Below are 21,263 nucleotides of genomic sequence, written 5' to 3'. Positions count from 1 at the left end.
GTTTATTCTTCCGTATATTATTTCTCTTTCAAAACCTGATCAGCTTTACGATCAACGGTTTCTTCCTGTTCTTTTGTTAAATTGCCTTTATGGTATTCCTCAGACGCCCTTGCTTTGGCATTCCTTGCTCTGTTTTTTGTATCCAAGGGATATTTACGCTCATCAGGCAATGCAAATTCCTGATCTGGTAAAGATTTACGTTGTTTTGATGTTAATTTAGTCATAATTACTCCCCTCCTTAAAAAAGGAAAATAACATTGAACCATTAAATATAGTTAATCATAAAACAAAATCTATTATTATTCAATTCGCCAAAAAATTACTTTCAATCCTTCCGATATATTTTTAGAAATATATTAAATAACAATCAAGGACTGATCTTTTATTGGTCAGTCCTTTTCGATACTATTTAATGTGTTTTTTTTTATATTCCTCTTTCAAGATCTGCGCTGCCTGTACCATATTTTTCAATGAAGGAATAACCTCTGACCATTGACGTGTTTTCAAGCCACAATCTGGATTAATCCATAACCTTTGAACAGGAATATATTTTTCAGCCTGATGAATTAAATGAACAATTGATTCTACTGTTGGAATATTGGGAGAATGAATATCATAAACACCTGGGCCGATGCTGTTTGGATATTCAAATTCCTCAAACGCTTTTAACAGCTCCATGTGAGAACGTGAGGTTTCAATTGTAATGACATCAGTATCCATCTGGGCAATAGCAGCAATAATATCATTGAATTCCGAGTAACACATATGGGTATGAATCTGCGTTTGATCCTTTACTCCATTCGCTGTTATTCTAAAAGACCGAATTGCCCAGTCCAGATATCTTTGCCATTCTGAACGACGCAGGGGTAATCCTTCCCGTAAAGCCGCCTCATCAATTTGAATAATGCGAATACCTGCCTTTTCCAAATCCAACACTTCTTGACGTATCGCCATAGCCAATTGATAACAGGTTTCCGAACGTGGTTGATCATCTCTTACAAATGACCAGTTCAACATGGTTACAGGTCCCGTCAACATGCCCTTCATCGGTTGTGCCGTTAAAGATTGGGCGTAAGTAATCCATTCAACCGTCATTGGTTCAGGACGACTAATGTCTCCAAAGATAATCGGGGGTTTTACACATCTGGAACCGTAAGATTGAACCCAACCTTGTTGGCTAAAAACATATCCTTGTAACAATTCACCAAAATATTCCACCATATCATTCCGTTCTGGCTCGCCATGAACCAAAACATCCAATCCCAGTGATTCCTGCTGTTCGACACAATAAGCAATCGCCTCTTTCATATGATTGCCATAATCATTCAAGGAAAGTTCACCCTTACGAAATTGACTTCTAATCTGGCGTATATTCTGAGTTTGTGGGAATGAACCAATTGTGGTTGTTGGCAACAATGGCAAATTCAAGATTTTTTGCTGTAATTCCATACGATCGGCATAGGCACCTTTCCGGTTTCCCAATTCCGATGTTATCGACTGACATAGTTTTTTAATTTTATCATTATGAACTCTATTTGACTGACGTCTGTTATCCAGACAAGCCTGGTTACTAGATAACGCCTCTTTTACTGACTCTCTTCCTTCATTTAGAGCCTTAGCCAAAACAGTAATTTCATCGAGTTTTTGTATCGCAAAAGAAAGCCATGAACGAATTTCCGCATCCATTTTACTTTCACGTTCCAGATCAACAGGAACATGTAATAATGAACATGAGGGGGCCAGCCACAATCGTTTTTTTAATATAGCGTAGATAGGCTCTAGCCATTCAAGCGTAGCATTCAAATCCGTCTTCCAGATATTACGCCCATTAACAACTCCCAATGAAAGGACTTGTTTATCTTTTAGCTGTTTAATTATGGCAGGAATTTCATCACGCGCATTTATGGCATCAATATGGAACCCCTGCACCCCCAATTCTGGCAATAAAGCTATATTTTCTTTTAACTTTCCAAAATAGGTTGCCAACAAAATATAGATTGGTGCCTGTTTCAAAACCTTGTAGGCAGAAACAAGTGCCTTTTTCCACTCTTCTGCAAGCTCTGTCACCAAAATTGGTTCATCAAGTTGAACCCAGCTTTCCCCCTGTTCTGCCAACTCTTGTAATAATGCTTGATATTGTTCCAAAAGTGCAGACAACAAAGCTAGTTTGTCGCTTTTATCCTGTTCTTTTCCCAACCATAAATAGGATACTGGCCCTAACAATACAATTTTTGTTTTTAAACCTTTCTTTTTCGCTTCCTTCAATTGATCTAGTAAAATCTGGCTATTTAAAACAAACCGTGTATCCTTGGTGAATTCCGGTACAATGTAATGATAATTTGTATCAAACCATTTAGTCATCTCACCTGCCGCAACGTGACAAAGGCAAGAATTTTTTCCGCCGGAACGTCCACGTGCAACCTGAAAATAATGATCTAATTTCTCTCCTTGCTGTTGTTGAATACGTGATGGAATATTACCAAAAAGAAAACTTGTATCCAGAACATGGTCATAATAGGAAAAATCCCCAACAGGAACAAGATCGAGTTTACTTTGATTCTGCCAATGACACTGCCGTAAATTTTGGGCTGTTTGTTCCAATTCACCTGAGGAAATATTTCCTTGCCAGTACGCTTCAAGCGCAAATTTCAATTCACGCTTTACACCAATTCGAGGAAATCCTAGATTATGTACTGTTACCATTTTTTATTCCTTTACTTGCCTATTCAACATCGGATTTTGCTCTAAACACCCTATTCAGATAACAGCATAAAATAAAATGATATTATTTCATCGATCCATTAACTTTATTCATAGGATATAATCTTGCATTCATGATTGAGATCATTCATTTAAAAATCATTCAGGAAATCGAAACGCAAAAATCAATGACTGCCGCGGCTGTCAATTTGTGTTTGACACAATCCGCCTTAAGCCACGCCATCCGGAAACTCGAACAAAATTTGCAGGTCAGCCTATGGCGACGGGAGGGAAAATACATGCAGCTAACTCAGGCAGGACAGGAATTATTGACGCTGGCCCATCGCATATTACCTCAGATCGAACATAATGAATCAAAATTGAAACAATTTGCGCAGGGGAGTATTGGCAGTCTAAAGATTGGCATGGAATGTCATCCCTGTTATCAATGGCTGCTTAAAGTTACCTCACCCTACTTGAAACAGTGGCCTCAGGTTGAACTCGATGTCAAACAAAAATTTAAATTCGGTGGTTTAGGGGCGCTACTGAATTATGAAATAGACATCTTAATAACGCCTGACCCGATTATTAAGTCTGATCTCCATTTTGAACCTGTCTTTAATTATGAACAGATCTTAATTGTTGGACCTTCACATCCCTTCCGAAATTTACCGTATATCACTCCAGAACAAATGTCCTCAGAAACTCTTTTAACTTATCCTGTAGAACCAACTCGACTGGACATATATAGTCTCTTTATGGCACCAAAGGGTATAATGCCACGTCGTCATAAAACAATTGAAACAACGGATATAATTTTACAAATGGTTGAAAATAATCGAGGCGTAACTGCTCTACCACATTGGTTGGTACAGGAAAACAAAGAACGCTTTGAAATCTTTCCTGTCAAACTGGGAAAAAAAGGAATTCCAAAACAGTTATTTATTGGAATACGCAAGGCCGACCAATTAACTAATTATCTTGATGCTTTTATTCAGCTATCCAAACAAATATCCTTTCCAATGTCGACCTGAAATACTCAAAATAAACTGTATAATCTCCAATTTCTGACCAAATATCATAGAATAGTTTTTAACAAAAATGATTATATCTGTTACCATCTGAAACTTAAATTTTATAGTCGGTATTTTTCAAAGAAATCAAAAAACCATGCAGGAAACAATTTGCAAAAATTTTTATGTTCCAATGCAATTTTTGCTTTTGTTTTCCCTGCTTTGCCTCTCTGCCTGTGGTGGAGGAAAGCATTCTTATAATGGAAAAGGAGGCATTTCTTCACGATATAGCAATTACATGCCTGGCTATCCTAAAAAATGGAATCCTCCGGGTCCCCCTCTTGATCCGTGGGGTCCATATATCAATCAATCCTCACAACGTTTCAATGTTCCTGATCAATGGATACGGGCCATCATTTTACAGGAAACGAGAGGATATCAATATTATAACAAACGGCCAGTCACTTCACCTCATGGAGCAAAGGGATTGATGCAAATCAAGTCAACAACTTATAAAGATTTAGCAAAACGCTATAATTTGGGAAATGACGTATATGATCCGCATGATAATATCATGGCTGGAACGGGATATATCCGCACCTTGTATAATAAATACGGTGCTCCCGGCTTTGTTGCAGCTTACCATGGTGGACCTGGAACTTTGGATGCCTATCTAAAAAGAGGAACCGCATTGCCAAAGGCAACCAAAAACTACATGATTTCCGTCACTCCCAATCTGGGGAATTCAGTACCTATGAGTGGACCTTTTGCAATTTTTGGCGGACCTTACGCCAAAAAAAATACTCGTACCCCATTACCACTCGAGGCTTATTATTCACCGAAAACCTATAGCCCCGTTCAAATGGTTACAACAGCACAGGTTATGCCTTCTGAAAGTAAAAACGAACTTAAAAAATTCATTGTCAAAGATAATGAACATGCAATTGCATCAGACAATGCCAATGAACCTCCAATCATGATTGTTCCATCCAATTATCATCCTGCATATGATGCAAATGTCCATAACAATTCAACCTCATCCAATGCTTATTATTCAACAAAACCCAAAGCCCCTTCTATTATTCGAACCTCTCCTAGCAGTAGACATTATTATATATCAACAAAAGGTAACTGGAATATTCAGGTTGGAGCTTTTACATCTGCAGATTTAGCTAATCACGCAATTGCAATCGCAAAACAAAAAGCCGCCAGTTTACTGGTCCTGGCGTATCCAAATATTGAAACCGTTCAGAAAAACGGAAAAACATTATACCGAGCCAAATTAGGAGGATTAAGCTATGCAACAGCCTTACAGGCTTGTAATTTGCTAAAAGTAAAAAGAATGAATTGTGTTCCTGTTCAATAACACAAAATTGTAATTTTCAGTTATTTTGAATTTGTTCAATAATTTTATGGTCAATGGCGGTAGATGCATCATATATATCTTTCTATATACTTTTTATCCATTTTGCCGGCACACCTGCATAAACACTTTTAGAGGGTACATTTTTAGTTACAACAGCACCGGCACCGATTATTGAAAAATCATGAATAGTAACACCAGGCAAAATTGTGACGTTCGAGCCTATCCAAACATGTTTTCCAATCTTAACAGGAGATGGATATGTCGTACCACGATCTCTTATATCCAAACCATGATTTAATGTGGCAATCGTAACATTCATGCCTATAGCACTGTGATCACCAATAAAGATTCCTCCCCTATCCTGAAAAGAACATCCTGTATTAAAAAATACATTTTTACCAATATGAATGTTTTTACCGAAATCAGTATAAAAAGGAGGAAAACAAACAAAAGATGAATCTACAGTTTTTCCTGTCAGACTACTGAAAATATCAACGATTTCTTTTTGCGTATGAAAGCTATTGTTTAATTCCATTATTATTTTTTGCGCTTCAAAGGCACATTGGTATAACAGCTGCATCAATTCTTTTTCGTTAGTGGAAATGGAATGTCCGGCCTGACAGTATGTAATGAATTCCTCCATTTGCATAAAATGATCCTTTTCCATTACTGAAAAGCCTTTGTTAGTTCATCTATCACGAAATAAAATCAAGTCCTATATCGAGAATAGGTGCACTATGGGTTATCCAACCTACAGAAATCAAGTCAACACCGCTTTCAGCAATTGTCCGAGCCGTATCGGGATTGATACGCCCCGAAGCTTCTGTGATGGCACGTTGATTAACAATCGCAACCGCCTCTTTTAAAGTTTCAGGATCCATATTATCTAGCAAAACGGCATCAACACCCAATGCCATGACTTCTTTTAATTGATCCAGCGTATCCACTTCTATTTCAATTTTAACCATATGCCCTGCATTTTTTTTAGCCTGTTCAAGCGTCTTACGTATTCCACCCGCGATTGCAATATGATTGTCTTTAATCAAAACTGCATCATATAAGGCAAAACGATGGTTCATTCCACCACCACACCGCACGGCATATTTTTCCATCAGGCGTAAGCCTGGTGTTGTTTTTCTCGTACAAACAACTTGTGTTTTGGTTCCTTCAATAGATTTGACAATCTTATGAGTTACCGAGGCAATTCCAGATAGATGGCTCATGAAATTCAAGGCAGTTCTCTCACCTGTCAGAATTGCACGGGATGACCCTTCAATAATTGCTATCACATCTCCCGGCTTTAATATATCTCCATCCTTTTTCTTTAAATCTACATTAACTAATGGATTAATTAAGGTAAAAGCCATTGAAGCGATATCCACTCCTGACAATATACCAGTCTCTCTTGAAACCATCGCCACTTTGGAGTGGTGATTTTCATCAATAACTGCATTAGTGGTTATATCCCCAGCCAACCCTAGATCTTCCAATAACGCATTGCGAATAATGGGTTCAATTAGGATATGGGGCAAAGCTGGAATCGTCATAGTCACCTCTATATTCTGATAAATCTATAATATACAAACTAATTTCATATAATAACATCACAATGTCTTGGCATACTGATATGCCTGATCAAAACTGATGAAAGATCGATTGGCTTTTTCAAGCGTAGCAGGATAATCCTGTCGATAATGTGCCCCTCGAGATTCTTTCCGCAAGAACGCACTCACTGCTATCATCAGGGCAATTTGTTCTGAATTAAGGACATATTTATCATCATGTTCATTAACCAGGGTAAGAAACTGCCGAATTGCCGATCTCAAAGTATCCTCATCTCGAATGATATTTAAATCTTTCTGCATTATCTTTTTTACAATAGGTAAACGGTCAGAAATCACAATCCCAGTTTCACCTATCTCATTATCATTGCTTTGAATGGAAGGATGATTATCCAAAATTGCCTTGGCTGCCCGCATGGCCATAACTGTAGCTTCCAGCAGGGAATTACTGGCCAAACGATTTGCTCCATGTAAACCCGTAGAAGCAACCTCACCCACTGCCCACAAACCTTTTACCGTTGTTTCTCCATTCAAATTTGTCATAATGCCCCCCATATGAAAATGTTCAACGGGTTTGACAGGCATCAAATCCATTGAAGGGTCAATACCGACTTGATGACATAACTGTGCAATGGTTGGAAAACGTGTCTTGAAACCTTTGCCTAAAGCCTTTCTGGCATCAAGATAAACTTTTTTACCCTGACTAGTCTGATGATAAATTGCTCTTGCCACAACATCACGGGATGCCAATTCCTGTCCTTCTGTATTGGCCAGAAATCGTTGGTTATCACTATTAACCAAAACAGCCCCTTCCCCACGAACCGCCTCGCTGATTAAAGTCTTTGGAAAAATATTTGCATCAAGTGCGGTTGGATGAAACTGAATAAATTCCAGATCAGCTAATACAGCACCAATATCAGCCGCCAAAATCAGACCTTGACCATAATTTTGCAGAGGATTTGTACTTTCCTCAAATAACCCGCCAATACCACCGGTGGCCAACACAATAGTGGATGTCACGATTGACCTGAATTGACCTTCTATTTGGGTTATTACTCCCCTTATTTTATTTTTATCCTTTAGAAGACGAACCGCAATGGTGTTTTCCATTACAGTTATTGAGGGGGTTCGCAAGACCGCCTCTGTCAACGCTTTGATAATACCCCGCCCGGAAGCGTCTCCATCAATATGAAAAATTCTCCGATGACTATGTGCACCCTCTAACCCGAGCCTAGGCCTGCCATGGCGATCATGATCAAAAATAACACCATTTTTCTCCAATACTTCAATTGCCTTTCTTCCATCGTCCAATATGGTGGCGACAGCTTTTTGATCACATAATCCCGCTCCAGCCCTTAAAGTATCCTCTATATGCGCGGAGCTGTCTTTCTCTTCATGACTGGCCGCCGCAATTCCACCTTGCGCATAAATACTGGATGTCTCCTGTCCTATCTTTCCCTGCGTCAAAAGCAAAACCGGCAATGGCGCAAGTTGTAATGCCGTCATTAATCCAGCCAATCCACTGCCAATCACGACAACAGGTGACTGCATAATGTTTTTCATATTTCCAACATCCTTTTGATGGAAAGGCGTGCCTTATCAGCAATAGATGGATCAATCGTGATTTCATATTTATTTTCTTCCAACGAAGTCAAAATATTATCCAATGTGATACGCTGCATATGAGGACATAGATTACATACACGAATAAATTTGATATCTGGATGTACTACTGCCAGATTGTCACTCATTGAACATTCAGTCAGCAAAATCACTTCATCAGATCTTTTTTGCTTGATGAAATCTGACATCTTAGCCGTAGATCCAGAAAAATCAGCCGCTTCAATCACCTCAGGAGGGGATTCAGGATGCACCAGAATTGCAGCCTCTGGATATTCAGCTTTCAACTGCTTGACTTCCCGTGATGTAAATCTTTCATGAACTTCACAATGCCCCGTCCATGTCAGAATCTCGACGTTGGTTTGTTTTGCAACATTTTTTGCCAGATACTCATCAGGAATCATGATGACCCTCGGAACTCCAAGCGCTTCAACAACCTTTTTGGCATTTCCGGATGTACAACAAATATCCGAAGCCGCTTTAACCGCCGCTGAAGTGTTCACATACGTAATAATAGGAATACCTGGATATTTCTTACGTAATCCCATGACATTCTCTGCCGTAATAGATTCAGCCAAAGAACAACCAGCCTTCAAGTCGGGAATAAGAACTGTTTTGTCAGGATTGAGTAATTTTGTCGTTTCTGCCATAAAATGTACGCCTGCCACAACAATGACATCCGCGTCAATTTTTTCAGCCTCCCGTGCCAAAGCAAGACTATCCCCAACGATATCAGCAACCGTATGAAAAATTTTTGGAATTTGATAATTATGTGCCAGAATAACCGCATTACGTTCTATTTTTAGCTGGTTAACACGTTGAATTTTTTTTGTTAAGCTCATTCGTTCCGGGGCAGCAGCAATTCTGCCCAGTTTATTTTCTAAATAATCAGGTAGTCCCTGCCGCATGTCACTCTCCTTTTATACTCAACTTGAGTATATATATGCCATTTTATCCCTAAAATACAAAGAATGTCAATTCCTTACCAATGGCAATTTTGATCCGGACATTGCTCTGGCATCAACAATTGACTTTTGGTACCTAAAAAGTTTTGCTGGTCTGCCACGATACTGGTCAGTAATGTGACCAGTCTCCTCAATCAAATTCTGTTGTTCAATCATTCGCCTAAAATTAGACTTGTGCAAAGAACGCCCTATGATACGTTCAATGGTTTTTTGCAATTGCAACAAAGTGAATTCTGTCGGCATTAGTTCAAATACCAGGGCCTTGTATTTGATTTGTGCCCTTAACCGCGCAATTGCTGTAGCTAAAATCCGTCGATGATCAGCAAACATACCCTGACCAGCAAAATCTTTCCTTTCTAGATATCTATTCCCTGCTTCCGGAACCATGCCTGCCTCATATAACAATTCATAGCGCTGTAAAATAAGATCTTCATTCCAGGCATATCCATTCAGACCAAATAAGAATTCAATACGACGTTTTGTTTGTTCCGTATCTTCCGTTTTCCGGCTCTGCCATTCATATAAAGCCCCGACCATTGTTTCTCGTATATTTTTTACAGCTGGTTTTAACTCATTTTCCCATGGAAAATATTCATACCAATCATGCCATTCCGTTTCGTTTAGACTGAAATCTTGATGACGCACAAGTCCAAGATAGCTAATCGAAATGCTTCGAACTTGAGGTTGATTGTATATGCGGTCTTGATCGGCAAAAGTATAAAGTTGTTCCAAAAAACCGACGGGATAACGTGTTTGTTGATGAATCCAAGCGCGCAATCCAGCTTGTAAACTTTGATGTCCCGGCTCAAAAGAACCAGATGGAAGCGTTGATCCCTTATGAATTGTCATAACATAAGGCATATAATCTATAATTGATACCAACACAGCAATCAATTCGGTCTGGGTCAAGGCTGCAGACATATATTTCCTTTATCCATTTATCTTGTTAAATTCATCTTTAACAATGATATTTTAAAGAAAATTCTTAATCTATAAAAAATTTAAAGGCTTATACCAAACGCAAAACCAGCAATCCATCCTTCTGGCGCAAGAATAGACGGGGTAAAGGCATGCGTCACCGATGCATCCCACATAAAAATTCCATCTTTTTTTCTTAGCCCTATTCCTCCACTCCCGATATTACCGACTTTTGGCTTGTCAACATGATAAGGGGTAGCATAGACGGCTCGTGTCATTCCTGCATCCAAAGAACCGTAAAGCTCTGACTTATCCAGAAAAAAATCGCAAAAAGCCTGATAATCTCCACAATGCATATCATCCGTTGGTAAAGTCCAAGAAAGATCGTTCCGAATATAAACACCGGCATTACCAGCCAAATTCTGACGTATAAATCCCCTTACTGTATATGGTCCCCCAATCTGCATCTGCTCGTTATCATATTGACTTTTGTCGCTATATTCACCATGCACAAAAGTGTGCCAAGTCAGGGATTTTGTTATAGGCTGATCTCCCTGTATATCCAGGATAAATTTAACAAATCGCGTATGTGGTGCATATTTTCCTGAATTATTTATCCAGGTCTTGGTCATTAATCCATTTAATCCAATTTTAGTTCCCAGGTTAATATACCATACCCGATCCCACAATTTGGTATATTCACTTAAAGTTATATTTAGCATTGACAAACGTGCACTTTTATAATTTTCACGAATATGATTTCTATAATTCATGAAGGATTTTGTTTGATAGGAAATAATTAAAGAAGTTACACCAATTAAATCCCTGGTTAAAACCCTGGAAATTCCAACATGAAAATCCTTCTGTGTTACATCTTCACGATGCAGCGCGATTTTTAGTCCATCATGATACATATCATCTGAACGCCACCATCCACACCATAATAACCACGGACCCATTGGAACGGAACCCTCCATGGAAAAAAACGAGTTATGTCCCAACCTCTGTCGATCATTCAACGAATGATCATATTCAAATGACCACATATCTAATACACCAAAAAGATCAGTAACAATAAAATTCGATCGACCTATCGTTCTGGCTGAAATGCTTTGCCCATTGTTATCCGTACTCACCTTGCCATGAATTAAACCCGCTTTTGGAGTTTTCACCTCAACAATAGAAGTATTATCCTGATGACCTTTATTGATTTTTAATGAGGTTTTCCAATTAGGTAAACGATTCATGTTATCCAGTCCCTGTTTCAAATCATTCAGATCCAAAACATTACCAGCAATCCATGGAAAAGCCGTCATTTCATGAAATCGTTCAGGAGTTCCTGTAAAATTGAAATTTTCAATCCTGCCTTCAATAATAACAATACGCAAATGACCAGAAGATAAATCTTGCTGTGGCAGGTATGCCCTTGTCGTCAAAAAATTGGTTTTAAGATAAGCCTGATTTAAAATATTTAGGATTGTATTTATATCCGAAACAGTTAAACAACGACGATTCCATTTTTTAATGATATGGTCTATTTTTTCTTTTGAAAGACTGTACGGATTTTCAATATCAATATTATTGATTTTTACACAACCCTTGATCTGAGGCTTGAATTTCTCGCCCTGATTAACAGAAATATCGTTGGATAAAGGCAATTCCATATCCATTAATTCCTGCCTTTGACGATATCCTTGATATTGCAATGAATTATAATACTGGTTATTACCAAAACCGTAAGCCTTGTTATGTAAACATAAAAAGCTTAAGCAATAGATCAATATAGCGTTAAAAACTAACGATCGTCTATTCATTAAAATATTCACTCAATAATTTCAGGCATTTAATTATTATTTAACAAAAGTAAATAAACTAATTGAGGCAATAATTATAAGAGTGAAATACATAAATAATAAATTATATTCAATATAATTATTATCAATAATAAAAAATAAATTAAAATATAAATTATTTGTTTATTATAATTAATAATTCTTTAATAAAAAGAATAGATTACTATATTAAAATAATAGTATATATAAATTTTCAATAAACCTTTTATATATACTATTTCAACCAACAAATGGTATAAGATTTTGATATAAAACAGCCATACATACAAATAATGTTTATTTGAATATTATAATTTATTCACCAATCGTTGAGGCACAATAAACCTGTGTCTTAGGACGATTATTTGTATAAGCATCAGCCTCATAAATAGCCTGATTATTACAAAAAGATATATTTTTAAAATGAATATATAATGGTGAGGATCCTAACATTAATTCAATCCATAGCTCTTTTTGCAATTCGTTAATATCCTCATCAATATACGGAACAATTGCCAAACGGTTATTTTTTTGGAAAGGGTCAAAATCAATACATACTTTTTTTAAAAATAATTTTTCAGTCATTTTATATCCTTTTATAATTATATTTATTTAAATTATTAACATATTTATAATTATCATTATTACAAAACATTAAATAGTAAACATAGTAATTAATACAAATAAAATTGTTTTTTACAATAAAAAAAGTAGAGATTTTTAGAGAAAAATAAATAAATTGATCTTTATGATCAATTATAATGAAAAACGATACAAAAATATTATAGGTAAAAATGTAGAACTGTATCGTTTGAAAAACAGCTATACACAAGAAAACCTAGCTGATATTGTAGGATGTAAACAGCAAACAATTAACAGTATTGAAAAAGGCAGAATTAAACGCAGCAAATATCTGCCATATATCGCCAGCGCATTGGGCGTAAATATAGCTGACCTGGATCCTGATCTTAACAAAGATCAAAATAAAAGAGCCTTTGAATTGACCCATTCCAACAATCACAAGGAAAATATCAATAGCGATATAAATACGGTAAATATTCATGATGTCATAAATGAACATAAATCGACATCAAATTATTTGAAAAAAATAAACAGTGACATTCCTATATTCGCCACCATCAAGGAACTTGACAATTATTTCTTAATTACAAATACACCTGTAGAATATATTCCACGACCCCATCTGGTTAACCTTGAAAAAGATGCATTTGGAATTATAATCGGCAATCATGCTATGTATCCCCTATTCCGTGTTGGCGATGTAATTGTTGTTCATCCACGGAAAACAGTAAAAGAACATGATGTCTGCATTTTTATTGGCTATGAAAATGGATTAATGATTTACACTATTGGAGAGTTAATTCACGAGGATGCGTTATCATGGACGGTAAGGCAATACAAGCTCTATTGTAATTTTTCTCTTCCGAAAACGGTTTGGAAAAAATGTAATGCAATTATTATAAAAATTTTCAGATGATCATTATTGCCTACCCGCAATTTTCAAAAATTATTTTAATTTTAACCAGTAAAACAAATAGGCTACTATCTCTCTATTCAAAGAAAAAATATCCCGCCATGAATTATAACGCGGAGCAGATTGACCTTTCAATGGCATGCCAGCCTGTTTAAAAGCCAGTTGTATTCTGGGTAGATGATAATACTGAGATATTGCAATAACTGATTTAAAATGTTGCTTGGTGCATAATTCAGACACATTTCTGACAGTTGCTCTTGTATTAACCCCTTTTTCATCAAGAATAACCGCTTCACGGGGTATATTCTGGGTAAGTAAGTAATCGGCCATAACCTTAGCCTCATTATATCCTTCTTTTCCCAATCCCCCGCTAACAAAAATTAAAGAGGCCACATGTTTACGATATACAAACACCGTCTCATCTAAACGTGCTTTCAATCCAGCACTTGGAGTACCATCCTCATTAATTTTGGTACCAAAAACCACAAGTAAATCAGCATTATCAATCTTTTTGCGACTACCCAAAAAAACAATAGCTATTATTATAGTTATGTAAAAAAATAAGATTATTAAAAACGTTCTGTAATTTAGCAGCATAATATAAATTTATTGATTTCAAACTATTACATTATACGTTAATTCCATTTAAATATTAAGAAAATCTTTTTTGATCCAGATAAGAACAGATTCCTTTAAAAATATAATAACCAGCTGTCATTAGGCAATCAAATAATTATTATCACTAAACTAATCTTGCCAATTTTATTTAACCAAAAAATATTCAAGGATATAAATTCCCATTCTATCCAACTGAACGTTCTGAATCGGTTAAGATAATTTGTACCCACTTTCCTTGAATTTGTACCCACTTTTGCACCCACTTTTTATCGCATAATCTGTCATGAACTGGCAAGAATATGATAGATAAATATGGATTTTTTAGGAAAAACAAGGAATTTGTCAGGAATTGGCAACATCTGGCATATTCAAATGGTGTCCGCGGCGGGATTCGAACCCACGGCCCCAGGATTCATCTCACCACGATTTTCATCGCCATTGATTGTGAAATTGACAATCAATGTTTGTAAGCTGGACTGTCTCTTTACCGTAGAAATATTTCCGTAGGTACCACCCGTACAGTCTCTACACCTTTCTGTTAAATTCAAAACAGACTTGGCTCGGGATTGGCATGATCGTTCTTGATCGAAGCGTTCCCCGAATTAGAGTGGATTCATCTTACTGTTTCCAAATAAGATGCCCAATATTTAGGAATCCTGTGCTCTATCCTGCTGAGCTACGCAGACACTATGCCTCTTTTACCCTGTCTTTATAAATTTGAAAAGAGTTCCTTTAAATTCATTACCATTTTTTTATCCTTAACCATCTGGGCAATCATCAACATAAACTGTCGACATAATGTTTCACCCGGCACAGCAGTTTGCTTGCTTAAAAGTTCCAGATACTGAACTTGTCTGGCAAGATCCAATAATCGTTCTTTATTCCAATAGGTCATTGCCCTTTGAAAATCATTGGCACGCTTGAAAAAAATTGGTGGATTTAATTTTCCCATTGCAGATTTCAGGGACAATCCATCTTCTTCCATCATGATTCTAACCTGCATCATACGATCATTTAAATATAAAAGTCCACGAATAAGCGCAATCAAGGTAATCCCTTCCTTAAGTCCCCGATTTAACGTACGATCTGCAACAATTGTTTGCCCCGTCATAACCGCATATAAAATATCCTCTACAGAATATTCATTACTATCCCCCAAGACCTGTTCAACAGCTTCAATTGTAATTTCTGCCTCATCTCCAACAAAAAGTAATAGTTTTTCTATCTCATTACGAATAAGAATTCGATCTCCACCTAACATTGCCAATAAATATCGGAATGCATCCGGGGAAATTTTCTTTTTCCCCAATAGTGAATGAACAGTTTCTTCCAGTGAGCGCCCAGTCTCTGCATAACACGCAATTGCCGCCATTAATGGATGTTTTTCAGCCAAGATCCGCAAGGGAGAACGAGTGGAAAGACTGCCCGCTTCAATAACAATCACTGAATCCAAATGGGATAAATTTTCTTTGTTCAAATAAGAAGCGCAAAAAATTTCAAGTTTTTTAGCTAAATTATCCGATGCATCTCTTACCCATATAGCACGTTGCCCACCCATCAAAGATAAGGCTGTCGCCTCTTCAACCAAACGGTCATGATTTTCCTTATCCAAAACAGCGACAAGAAAAGGATCGTTCAAACTATTGGCAATTTTTTTTACCAAGCGGCTGGCACGCTCTCGTACCAATCCTGTATTTTCTCCATAAATCAGATATACACGAAATTGATTGATATCTTGAAAAATACTTGTAATTTTTCGTGCATCGATTTTCATGAAATATTGATACCCTTATTTCATCTTTTATCCATTACTTATCTGAAGGCATTTCATCTTCTGTCATGTTATCCATTCCAACAGGAATCATGGTATTTCGACCGGTAGCCATTGCTGGCATTCCATCACTTCCCGCTGATTGAGTCTGTGCTCCGCTTGTTCCAGGCATCATGCTTGGTAACATATACTGCGCCTTGGGTGTATTTGGAACTTTACTTGTTTCTTGAAAAGAATCATTATGCCTGAACCAGACAGCAACTTGTTGTGTAACTTCATTCGCCAAATTCTGAGCAACACGAGTTTGCGCGGTTTCGTCATTCAACGTCTGAGCAAAATATTGTTCAAAAGTAATATTATAACCATCCATTGTCTGCGCATCACCCTGTGCCAAAATGACTGGATTAACAGATATGGTTTTCAATATCCAATGCGCATTCCCGGTCATTCTTGCCCGACCCGAAGAATTGTCATAATGAATATCAATCGCTTCTTCACTTAAAGACGGGGTTACATCCAACTCATATATTTTGGGATCTTCAGGCCCATCCCCTGCCATATTCTGTTGTAAAAACTGCCGAATTTGCTGACCAAAACGATCATTCAAAACAGGAATATAAACTTTTTTCAATTCCTTATTGGTATCCAATGTAGCCGTTTTTTTATAGACAGGATGAAAACCACATCCTGCCAATAAAATTGCAAACCCCAAGGGAACACTGGATTTTTTAAGGAATATAGTTAATGATTTCATCAGTTTACCACAAAATTAACGATTTTATTAGGCACATAAATTGTCTTTAAAACCGTTTTTCCTTCCAAAAATTTAGAAACTGTTTTCTCCCGCTGTGCCAATTGGATTATCTTTTCTTTTTCCATATCCGGAGCAACCTCAATCGTTCCCCGTAACTTGCCCTTTATTTGCACAGCAATAACCACTTTTGTCGCGGTTAACAAAGCTTCATCCGCTTTAGGCCATTCACTTTCAGCCAACAATTTGTGATCTTCAAAAAGATGAGACATCATTTCTTCCGCCATATGCGGAATTAACGGACTGGAAAGTCGACTTAACATCATGGCAGCTTCACGACGGGCAAAATCCATTCCCGGTTCACCCGATTTTTTTTCTGCATCAGCCAGAGCATTGGTTAATTCGCGCAATCTTGCAATCGCAACATTCATAGCAAAATTATCCAATGATTCTGTTACCGCAACAATGGTGCGGTGGGTCAAGCGTCGCAATTGATCCGCATTTTCCGAAAATGTATCAGGTAAAACAACCAGCACTGGAACCTGTTGTGATACCGTTAAAACCAAACGGTATAAACGTTGCAGGTAACGGGAAGTGGCCATTACCCCTTCCTCTGTCCATTCCATGTCCCTTTCGGGAGGATTATCTGACAATATGAACCAACGTGCCGTATCAGCACCAAAACGTTCAATAATTGCAGATGGTGGAATCGTGTTTTTCTTGGACTTTGACATTTTTTCAACACGGCCAATCTTAACAGTTTTGCCGGTATCACGTAAAACAGCTTTATTCCCTGTTTTTTTTACTTGGTCAGGAAAAATCCACTCGCCTTGTGCATCTTGATAACTTTCATGCATCACCATACCCTGAGTAAATAAAGCTTTAAAAGGCTCATCAACACTCACATATCCCATTTGTTTCATGGCTCGTGTAAAGAAACGCGCATATAGCAAATGTAATATCGCATGCTCAATTCCGCCAATATACTGATCTACCGGCATCCAACGATGAACAGCCTCCTTTTCTGTCGGGGTTTCGGCATGAGGTGCTGTAAATCGTGCAAAATACCAGGAACTATCTACAAATGTATCGCATGTATCAGTTTCTCTCTGGGCAGCTCCATGACAATGGGGACATTCAACATGTTTCCAGCTTGGATGATTATCCAATGGATTTCCGGATAAAGAGAAATCAACATCCTCTGGTAACTGAACCGGCAACTGATCTTCTGGAACAGGGACTATTCCGCATTTTGGACAATGAATAACAGGTATTGGACAGCCCCAATAACGCTGACGGGAAATGCCCCAATCCCTTAAACGCCAGTTTACCACTTTTTCACCAATGCCCAATTTTTCCAATTCCGCTATTGCCACATCCTTGGCCTTGACTGTTGGCAATCCATCCAAGAATTCAGAATTTACAGCAATTCCCTGATCTGTATATGCAGTCTCGGTAACCTTAAAAGTTTCAGAGGTTTCTCCTTTCGGAACAACAACTGTCTTGAAATCAATTTTATATTTGCGTGCAAAATCCAAATCCCGCTGATCACCACAGGGACAGGCAAATATTGCACCCGTTCCATAGTCCATCAATACGAAATTGGCAATCCAGATTGGAAATTCCTGATCAGGCATAAAAGGGTGCCGAATTTTCAGGCCAGTATCGACCCCTCTTTTTTCAGCTTTCTCAATCGCCTCTTCTGAAGTGCCCAACTGATGACATTCGGCTATGAAATCAGCCACTCCGCGATTTGTCTTTGCCAATTTAGCCGCCATCGGGTGATCAGGTGAAATAGCAACGAATGCCATACCAAACAGGGTATCCGGACGGGTTGTAAATATTTCCAAAACGTTCAAACTAGATTCAAAATCTGCTGGCAAATTCAGAACCTCAAAACGCACTTTTGCCCCTTCGGATCTTCCTAGCCACCGCTCTTGCATCGCTTTCACACGATCAGGCCAGTCATTTAGTGTATTCAATCCATCTAATAAAGGCTGTGCAAAATCCGTAATTTTCAAAAACCACTGGAAAAGCTGTTTTTTTACAATTGGAGCTCCAGAACGCCATCCCTTGCCATCAATTACCTGTTCGTTAGCCAACACAGTTTGATCAACAGGATCCCAATTCACCCAACTTTCGCGACGCTCAACCAGGCCTTCTTCCAGCAAGCTTAAAAACAATTTTTGTTGCTGACCATAATATTCGGGCTGACACGTAGCAAATTCTCTGTCCCAGTTTAGGGAGAATCCCAATCTTTTGAGTTCTTCCCGCATGGCGGCAATATTTTCCATAGTCCATTTAACAGGAGAAACACCATGACTTTTGGCAGCATTTTCAGCTGGAAGACCAAAAGCATCCCATCCCATAGGATGTAATACGCTATAGCCTCTTGCCCGCTTGTATCGAGCGACAACATCCCCCAATGTATAATTTCTTACATGCCCCATATGCAACTGTCCGGATGGATATGGAAACATTTCCAAGACATAATATTTTGGCAATTCAGAATTAGGGACATTGGGTACATCAAACAAATGACGTTTTGCCCATTGCTGTTGCCAATAAAATTCTACACGTTGAAAATCATACGATGATGGAGTGGAATTATTCATGTTAGTCTATCAAATATATTAAATTTACTTAAGTTTATCAGCACGCAACTGACGTGCGCGCACCTGAATTTTACTGGTAAGATCTGAAGCTGTATGAGAGGTTACAGGCGCATCGACCCACTGTCCGTTTTCCTTTATCTGACGATGAACAACAACACTGATCGAATCCGATCTCAACCGTCGGTCAAGTACAGTGCAAACAACTTGAAATCTTTCAGGATTGGATGGAACAGGCTGATACCAATCCGTTATAATGCTTCCCCCCACAGCATCAGCTGAAAGCATGGGCATAAAAGCCAACGTATCCAATGCCGCACGCCATAAATAAGCGTTAACACCACCTGCCAGACTATCATCCCCACCTGTGGCTGAACGATCCACACCAACAAGATGGTTTTCGGGCAAAATCAGATCCCGTTCTTTTTTATGACTGGAACAAGCTACAAGCCCCAGACTTAAAGCACTGACCATTACCAAAGAACGGGAAAAAGAGAATGAAGCCATTAAATTCTTCGTCATGTAGCCTCTCCAATGATTATTAAGGCAGCTTGTGAATTTATTCCTATTCGCATTTTGCCTTTTGTACATCAATAAAACGGAAATATTACAATAATAATAGGTTTTCTTATACAGATTTTTATACGTTTTTTAAATCTTTATTCATAATTTCAATCAACTTTTCCCGGAAAAAAACAACCGTTTAACCGTTTCCTCAATTTCAACTGTTGATAAATCATGTGCTTTGGCAATAGAGCGGCATGTTGTTTTATCAGGAACAACCGAAACAATTTGATTGTTTAACAGTTGTCCTACAATAACTTTTATTTTTCCCCATGGGGTATTAATGTTTTCATCATAATGAATCAAATTTTCATATTTCTCAATACGCCAATGCACATATGCTGTTTTTAATCTTTGAAATAAGAAACGACGCATCTCATCGGCATGTTCCGGGAGACAGAAAATAACAACCTTATCGGTCATTTGATTAAAGACTGAATAAATTGGCACAGTATAGACAAATTTTGCCCCATTCGCATAAAGATGAGTTTGTAATTCAATTAATGCATCTTGCGATGATTTGGCAAATTCTGCCTCTACAATAACAATTTCCCCAATAACTGATTGTGTATTTTTTCCTTTTGTTGTGGTTCCCACACATAGTCTTAAAAAATTTGGAAGATTATCATATTCCATTCTTCCCCCTCCATACCCTATACGAGAAATCAAGATTGGAGGGCAAGGCTGATAACTGGTCTTTAACGCTTTCAACAATGCGGCACAGGTTGGGGTTAACAATTCCTTTTGTGGCCCCAAGGCATAAATAAGAACCTCATTTCCCAAAAGCTCAAGCGTTACAGGGGTTGGAATAGGTAAAAATCCCTTGGAATCTTTTTTGATTCCCGATCCTACATTCAAAGGGGAAACATACCATTGATCTATCTTCAGCCAGACACATGCAACGCAACAAACTGTTACTCCAACAATCGTGTTCAGCGCTTTAATCTCATGAAAACTGATTTCTTCGATTGGCAGACCTGAGATTTTGGCTTGTGCTTCAGCCAAATTCTGAAAAGTTTCCAAAATAAGCTTTTTCGCTTTTACAGGTAGGGACGCATTGGAAATCAAGGCCTGAATTGTTCCCAGCAACTGTTTATTATTGACTTTTTCATCTTGAAAAGAACGCAAGAAATCATGAGAAAAATTCAAGCCATTTTCTGAAATGTCAAAACTAATATAGGCTTTGATCGTTGCAATATTGCTTCGCTTGACATGCATTAATTCTAGACGTGCGCCTATATCAAGGGCGTCAACTGCATCTTGTAAAATTTGTTCAGGAACACCGGCACTTGCCAAAGCCCCTATAAATCGGCTGCTACTCATACCAGCAAAACAGTCTAAAAAACCGATTCTCACAAATCTACACTTTCTCCAGAATATTTACAGTAATAATTTATAACCTAATTAAAAATTATAACAATTCACTTATTATTCAATAATCCTTTCTGCAACCCCATTTCATTGATTAAAGCATTT

At 37.8% G+C, this 21,263-nt stretch carries 19 protein-coding genes; 4 read left to right on the top strand and 15 right to left on the bottom strand.

Features of this window, described 5'->3' with window-relative positions:
* Nucleotides 1–17 precede the first annotated feature (17 nt).
* Both H3T46_RS06895 and metE read right to left on the bottom strand, forming a co-directional pair.
* Nucleotides 18–224 (bottom strand): hypothetical protein, encoded by a 207-nt coding sequence (locus tag H3T46_RS06895; RefSeq protein WP_110439407.1) that lies wholly within the window; start codon nucleotides 222–224, stop codon nucleotides 18–20.
* A 181-nt stretch (nucleotides 225–405) separates the two neighbouring features.
* Nucleotides 406–2,703 (bottom strand): 5-methyltetrahydropteroyltriglutamate--homocysteine S-methyltransferase, encoded by a 2,298-nt coding sequence (gene metE / locus H3T46_RS06890; protein ID WP_198198098.1) that lies wholly within the window; start codon nucleotides 2,701–2,703, stop codon nucleotides 406–408.
* 131 nt (nucleotides 2,704–2,834) lie between these two features.
* Here metE and H3T46_RS06885 point away from each other — a divergent pair, with 131 nt between their 5' ends.
* Both H3T46_RS06885 and H3T46_RS06880 read left to right on the top strand, forming a co-directional pair.
* Nucleotides 2,835–3,734: a LysR family transcriptional regulator gene (locus H3T46_RS06885; RefSeq protein WP_155567686.1), complete on the top strand. Its 900-nt coding sequence runs from the start codon at nucleotides 2,835–2,837 to the stop codon at nucleotides 3,732–3,734.
* A gap of 136 nt (nucleotides 3,735–3,870) precedes the next feature.
* Nucleotides 3,871–5,079 (top strand): lytic transglycosylase domain-containing protein, encoded by a 1,209-nt coding sequence (locus tag H3T46_RS06880; RefSeq protein WP_155571634.1) that lies wholly within the window; start codon nucleotides 3,871–3,873, stop codon nucleotides 5,077–5,079.
* Between the two features lie 82 nt (nucleotides 5,080–5,161).
* On the opposite strand, the gene H3T46_RS06875 is transcribed toward H3T46_RS06880, so the two are convergent.
* The 7 genes from H3T46_RS06875 to H3T46_RS06845 form a co-directional block, all read right to left on the bottom strand.
* A complete protein-coding gene (locus tag H3T46_RS06875; protein WP_232350029.1) occupies nucleotides 5,162–5,746 on the bottom strand; it encodes a DapH/DapD/GlmU-related protein in 585 nt (194 codons plus the stop codon).
* A gap of 28 nt (nucleotides 5,747–5,774) precedes the next feature.
* Nucleotides 5,775–6,626 (bottom strand): carboxylating nicotinate-nucleotide diphosphorylase, encoded by an 852-nt coding sequence (gene nadC, locus H3T46_RS06870; protein WP_155580052.1) that lies wholly within the window; start codon nucleotides 6,624–6,626, stop codon nucleotides 5,775–5,777.
* Nucleotides 6,627–6,683: 57 nt separating this feature from the next.
* Nucleotides 6,684–8,204 carry an L-aspartate oxidase gene (locus tag H3T46_RS06865; protein ID WP_198198100.1) on the bottom strand — a complete coding sequence of 507 codons (1,521 nt, stop codon included), beginning with the start codon at nucleotides 8,202–8,204 and terminating at the stop codon, nucleotides 6,684–6,686.
* Complete coding sequence (gene nadA, locus H3T46_RS06860) at nucleotides 8,201–9,169, bottom strand: quinolinate synthase NadA (protein WP_198198102.1); 969 nt, start codon at nucleotides 9,167–9,169, stop codon at nucleotides 8,201–8,203. The genes H3T46_RS06865 and nadA overlap by 4 nt, the downstream gene beginning before the upstream one ends.
* A 66-nt stretch (nucleotides 9,170–9,235) precedes the next feature.
* Entirely contained in the window at nucleotides 9,236–10,147 is a 912-nt protein-coding gene (locus H3T46_RS06855) for an NrtR DNA-binding winged helix domain-containing protein (RefSeq protein WP_198198103.1), read from the bottom strand.
* A gap of 80 nt (nucleotides 10,148–10,227) precedes the next feature.
* The gene (locus tag H3T46_RS06850; protein WP_198198105.1) at nucleotides 10,228–11,958 is read right to left on the bottom strand and encodes a ShlB/FhaC/HecB family hemolysin secretion/activation protein; all 1,731 of its coding nucleotides are present in this window, start codon (nucleotides 11,956–11,958) and stop codon (nucleotides 10,228–10,230) included.
* Nucleotides 11,959–12,291: 333 nt separating this feature from the next.
* The gene (locus tag H3T46_RS06845; RefSeq protein ID WP_110439398.1) at nucleotides 12,292–12,561 is read right to left on the bottom strand and encodes a hypothetical protein; all 270 of its coding nucleotides are present in this window, start codon (nucleotides 12,559–12,561) and stop codon (nucleotides 12,292–12,294) included.
* A 163-nt stretch (nucleotides 12,562–12,724) separates the two neighbouring features.
* Here H3T46_RS06845 and H3T46_RS06840 point away from each other — a divergent pair, with 163 nt between their 5' ends.
* Entirely contained in the window at nucleotides 12,725–13,474 is a 750-nt protein-coding gene (locus H3T46_RS06840; protein WP_198198107.1) for a helix-turn-helix transcriptional regulator, read from the top strand.
* 30 nt (nucleotides 13,475–13,504) lie between these two features.
* On the opposite strand, the gene H3T46_RS06835 is transcribed toward H3T46_RS06840, so the two are convergent.
* Nucleotides 13,505–13,996 (bottom strand): YdcF family protein, encoded by a 492-nt coding sequence (locus H3T46_RS06835; protein ID WP_196424088.1) that lies wholly within the window; start codon nucleotides 13,994–13,996, stop codon nucleotides 13,505–13,507.
* Nucleotides 13,997–14,401: 405 nt separating this feature from the next.
* On the opposite strand from H3T46_RS06835, the gene H3T46_RS06830 reads away from it, so the two are divergent.
* Nucleotides 14,402–14,596, top strand: coding sequence for a hypothetical protein (locus H3T46_RS06830; protein WP_232350056.1), 195 nt, complete (start codon nucleotides 14,402–14,404; stop codon nucleotides 14,594–14,596).
* Nucleotides 14,597–14,798: 202 nt separating this feature from the next.
* On the opposite strand, the gene holA is transcribed toward H3T46_RS06830, so the two are convergent.
* The 5 genes from holA to H3T46_RS06805 form a co-directional block, all read right to left on the bottom strand.
* On the bottom strand, nucleotides 14,799–15,863 hold the full coding sequence (holA, locus tag H3T46_RS06825) for a DNA polymerase III subunit delta (protein WP_198193721.1): 1,065 nt from the start codon (nucleotides 15,861–15,863) through the stop codon (nucleotides 14,799–14,801).
* Between the two features lie 34 nt (nucleotides 15,864–15,897).
* Nucleotides 15,898–16,614 (bottom strand): hypothetical protein, encoded by a 717-nt coding sequence (locus H3T46_RS06820; RefSeq protein ID WP_198198111.1) that lies wholly within the window; start codon nucleotides 16,612–16,614, stop codon nucleotides 15,898–15,900.
* The gene (leuS, locus tag H3T46_RS06815) at nucleotides 16,614–19,226 is read right to left on the bottom strand and encodes a leucine--tRNA ligase (protein WP_198198113.1); all 2,613 of its coding nucleotides are present in this window, start codon (nucleotides 19,224–19,226) and stop codon (nucleotides 16,614–16,616) included. Before leuS ends, H3T46_RS06820 begins: the two co-directional genes overlap by 1 nt.
* 24 nt (nucleotides 19,227–19,250) lie before the next feature.
* The gene (locus H3T46_RS06810; protein ID WP_198198115.1) at nucleotides 19,251–19,745 is read right to left on the bottom strand and encodes a DUF3576 domain-containing protein; all 495 of its coding nucleotides are present in this window, start codon (nucleotides 19,743–19,745) and stop codon (nucleotides 19,251–19,253) included.
* 153 nt (nucleotides 19,746–19,898) lie between these two features.
* Nucleotides 19,899–21,143, bottom strand: a complete 1,245-nt coding sequence (locus H3T46_RS06805) for a LarC family nickel insertion protein (protein WP_198198117.1) — start codon at nucleotides 21,141–21,143, stop codon at nucleotides 19,899–19,901.
* Nucleotides 21,144–21,263 lie beyond the last annotated feature (120 nt).

It is taken from the genome of Commensalibacter sp. M0133, assembly GCF_016101485.1.
Lineage (GTDB): Bacteria > Pseudomonadota > Alphaproteobacteria > Acetobacterales > Acetobacteraceae > Commensalibacter > Commensalibacter melissae.
The sequence above is the reverse complement of the archived record's forward strand: the minus strand, read 5'-3'. Positions and strand labels throughout refer to the sequence as shown.

Excerpts from the sequence above, each read along its gene's own strand:
- H3T46_RS06895 (WP_110439407.1), bottom strand. The coding sequence starts at position 224 with ATGACTAAATTAACATCAAAACAACGTAAATCTTTACCAGATCAGGAA.
- metE (WP_198198098.1), bottom strand. The coding sequence starts at position 2,703 with ATGGTAACAGTACATAATCTAGGATTTCCTCGAATTGGTGTAAAGCGT.
- H3T46_RS06885 (WP_155567686.1), top strand. The coding sequence starts at position 2,835 with ATGATTGAGATCATTCATTTAAAAATCATTCAGGAAATCGAAACGCAA.
- H3T46_RS06880 (WP_155571634.1), top strand. The coding sequence starts at position 3,871 with ATGCAGGAAACAATTTGCAAAAATTTTTATGTTCCAATGCAATTTTTG.
- H3T46_RS06875 (WP_232350029.1), bottom strand. The coding sequence starts at position 5,746 with ATGGAAAAGGATCATTTTATGCAAATGGAGGAATTCATTACATACTGT.
- nadC (WP_155580052.1), bottom strand. The coding sequence starts at position 6,626 with ATGACGATTCCAGCTTTGCCCCATATCCTAATTGAACCCATTATTCGC.
- H3T46_RS06865 (WP_198198100.1), bottom strand. The coding sequence starts at position 8,204 with ATGAAAAACATTATGCAGTCACCTGTTGTCGTGATTGGCAGTGGATTG.
- nadA (WP_198198102.1), bottom strand. The coding sequence starts at position 9,169 with ATGCGGCAGGGACTACCTGATTATTTAGAAAATAAACTGGGCAGAATT.
- H3T46_RS06855 (WP_198198103.1), bottom strand. The coding sequence starts at position 10,147 with ATGTCTGCAGCCTTGACCCAGACCGAATTGATTGCTGTGTTGGTATCA.
- H3T46_RS06850 (WP_198198105.1), bottom strand. The coding sequence starts at position 11,958 with ATGAATAGACGATCGTTAGTTTTTAACGCTATATTGATCTATTGCTTA.
- H3T46_RS06845 (WP_110439398.1), bottom strand. The coding sequence starts at position 12,561 with ATGACTGAAAAATTATTTTTAAAAAAAGTATGTATTGATTTTGACCCT.
- H3T46_RS06840 (WP_198198107.1), top strand. The coding sequence starts at position 12,725 with ATGATCAATTATAATGAAAAACGATACAAAAATATTATAGGTAAAAAT.
- H3T46_RS06830 (WP_232350056.1), top strand. The coding sequence starts at position 14,402 with ATGGATTTTTTAGGAAAAACAAGGAATTTGTCAGGAATTGGCAACATC.
- holA (WP_198193721.1), bottom strand. The coding sequence starts at position 15,863 with ATGAAAATCGATGCACGAAAAATTACAAGTATTTTTCAAGATATCAAT.
- H3T46_RS06820 (WP_198198111.1), bottom strand. The coding sequence starts at position 16,614 with ATGAAATCATTAACTATATTCCTTAAAAAATCCAGTGTTCCCTTGGGG.
- leuS (WP_198198113.1), bottom strand. The coding sequence starts at position 19,226 with ATGAATAATTCCACTCCATCATCGTATGATTTTCAACGTGTAGAATTT.
- H3T46_RS06810 (WP_198198115.1), bottom strand. The coding sequence starts at position 19,745 with ATGACGAAGAATTTAATGGCTTCATTCTCTTTTTCCCGTTCTTTGGTA.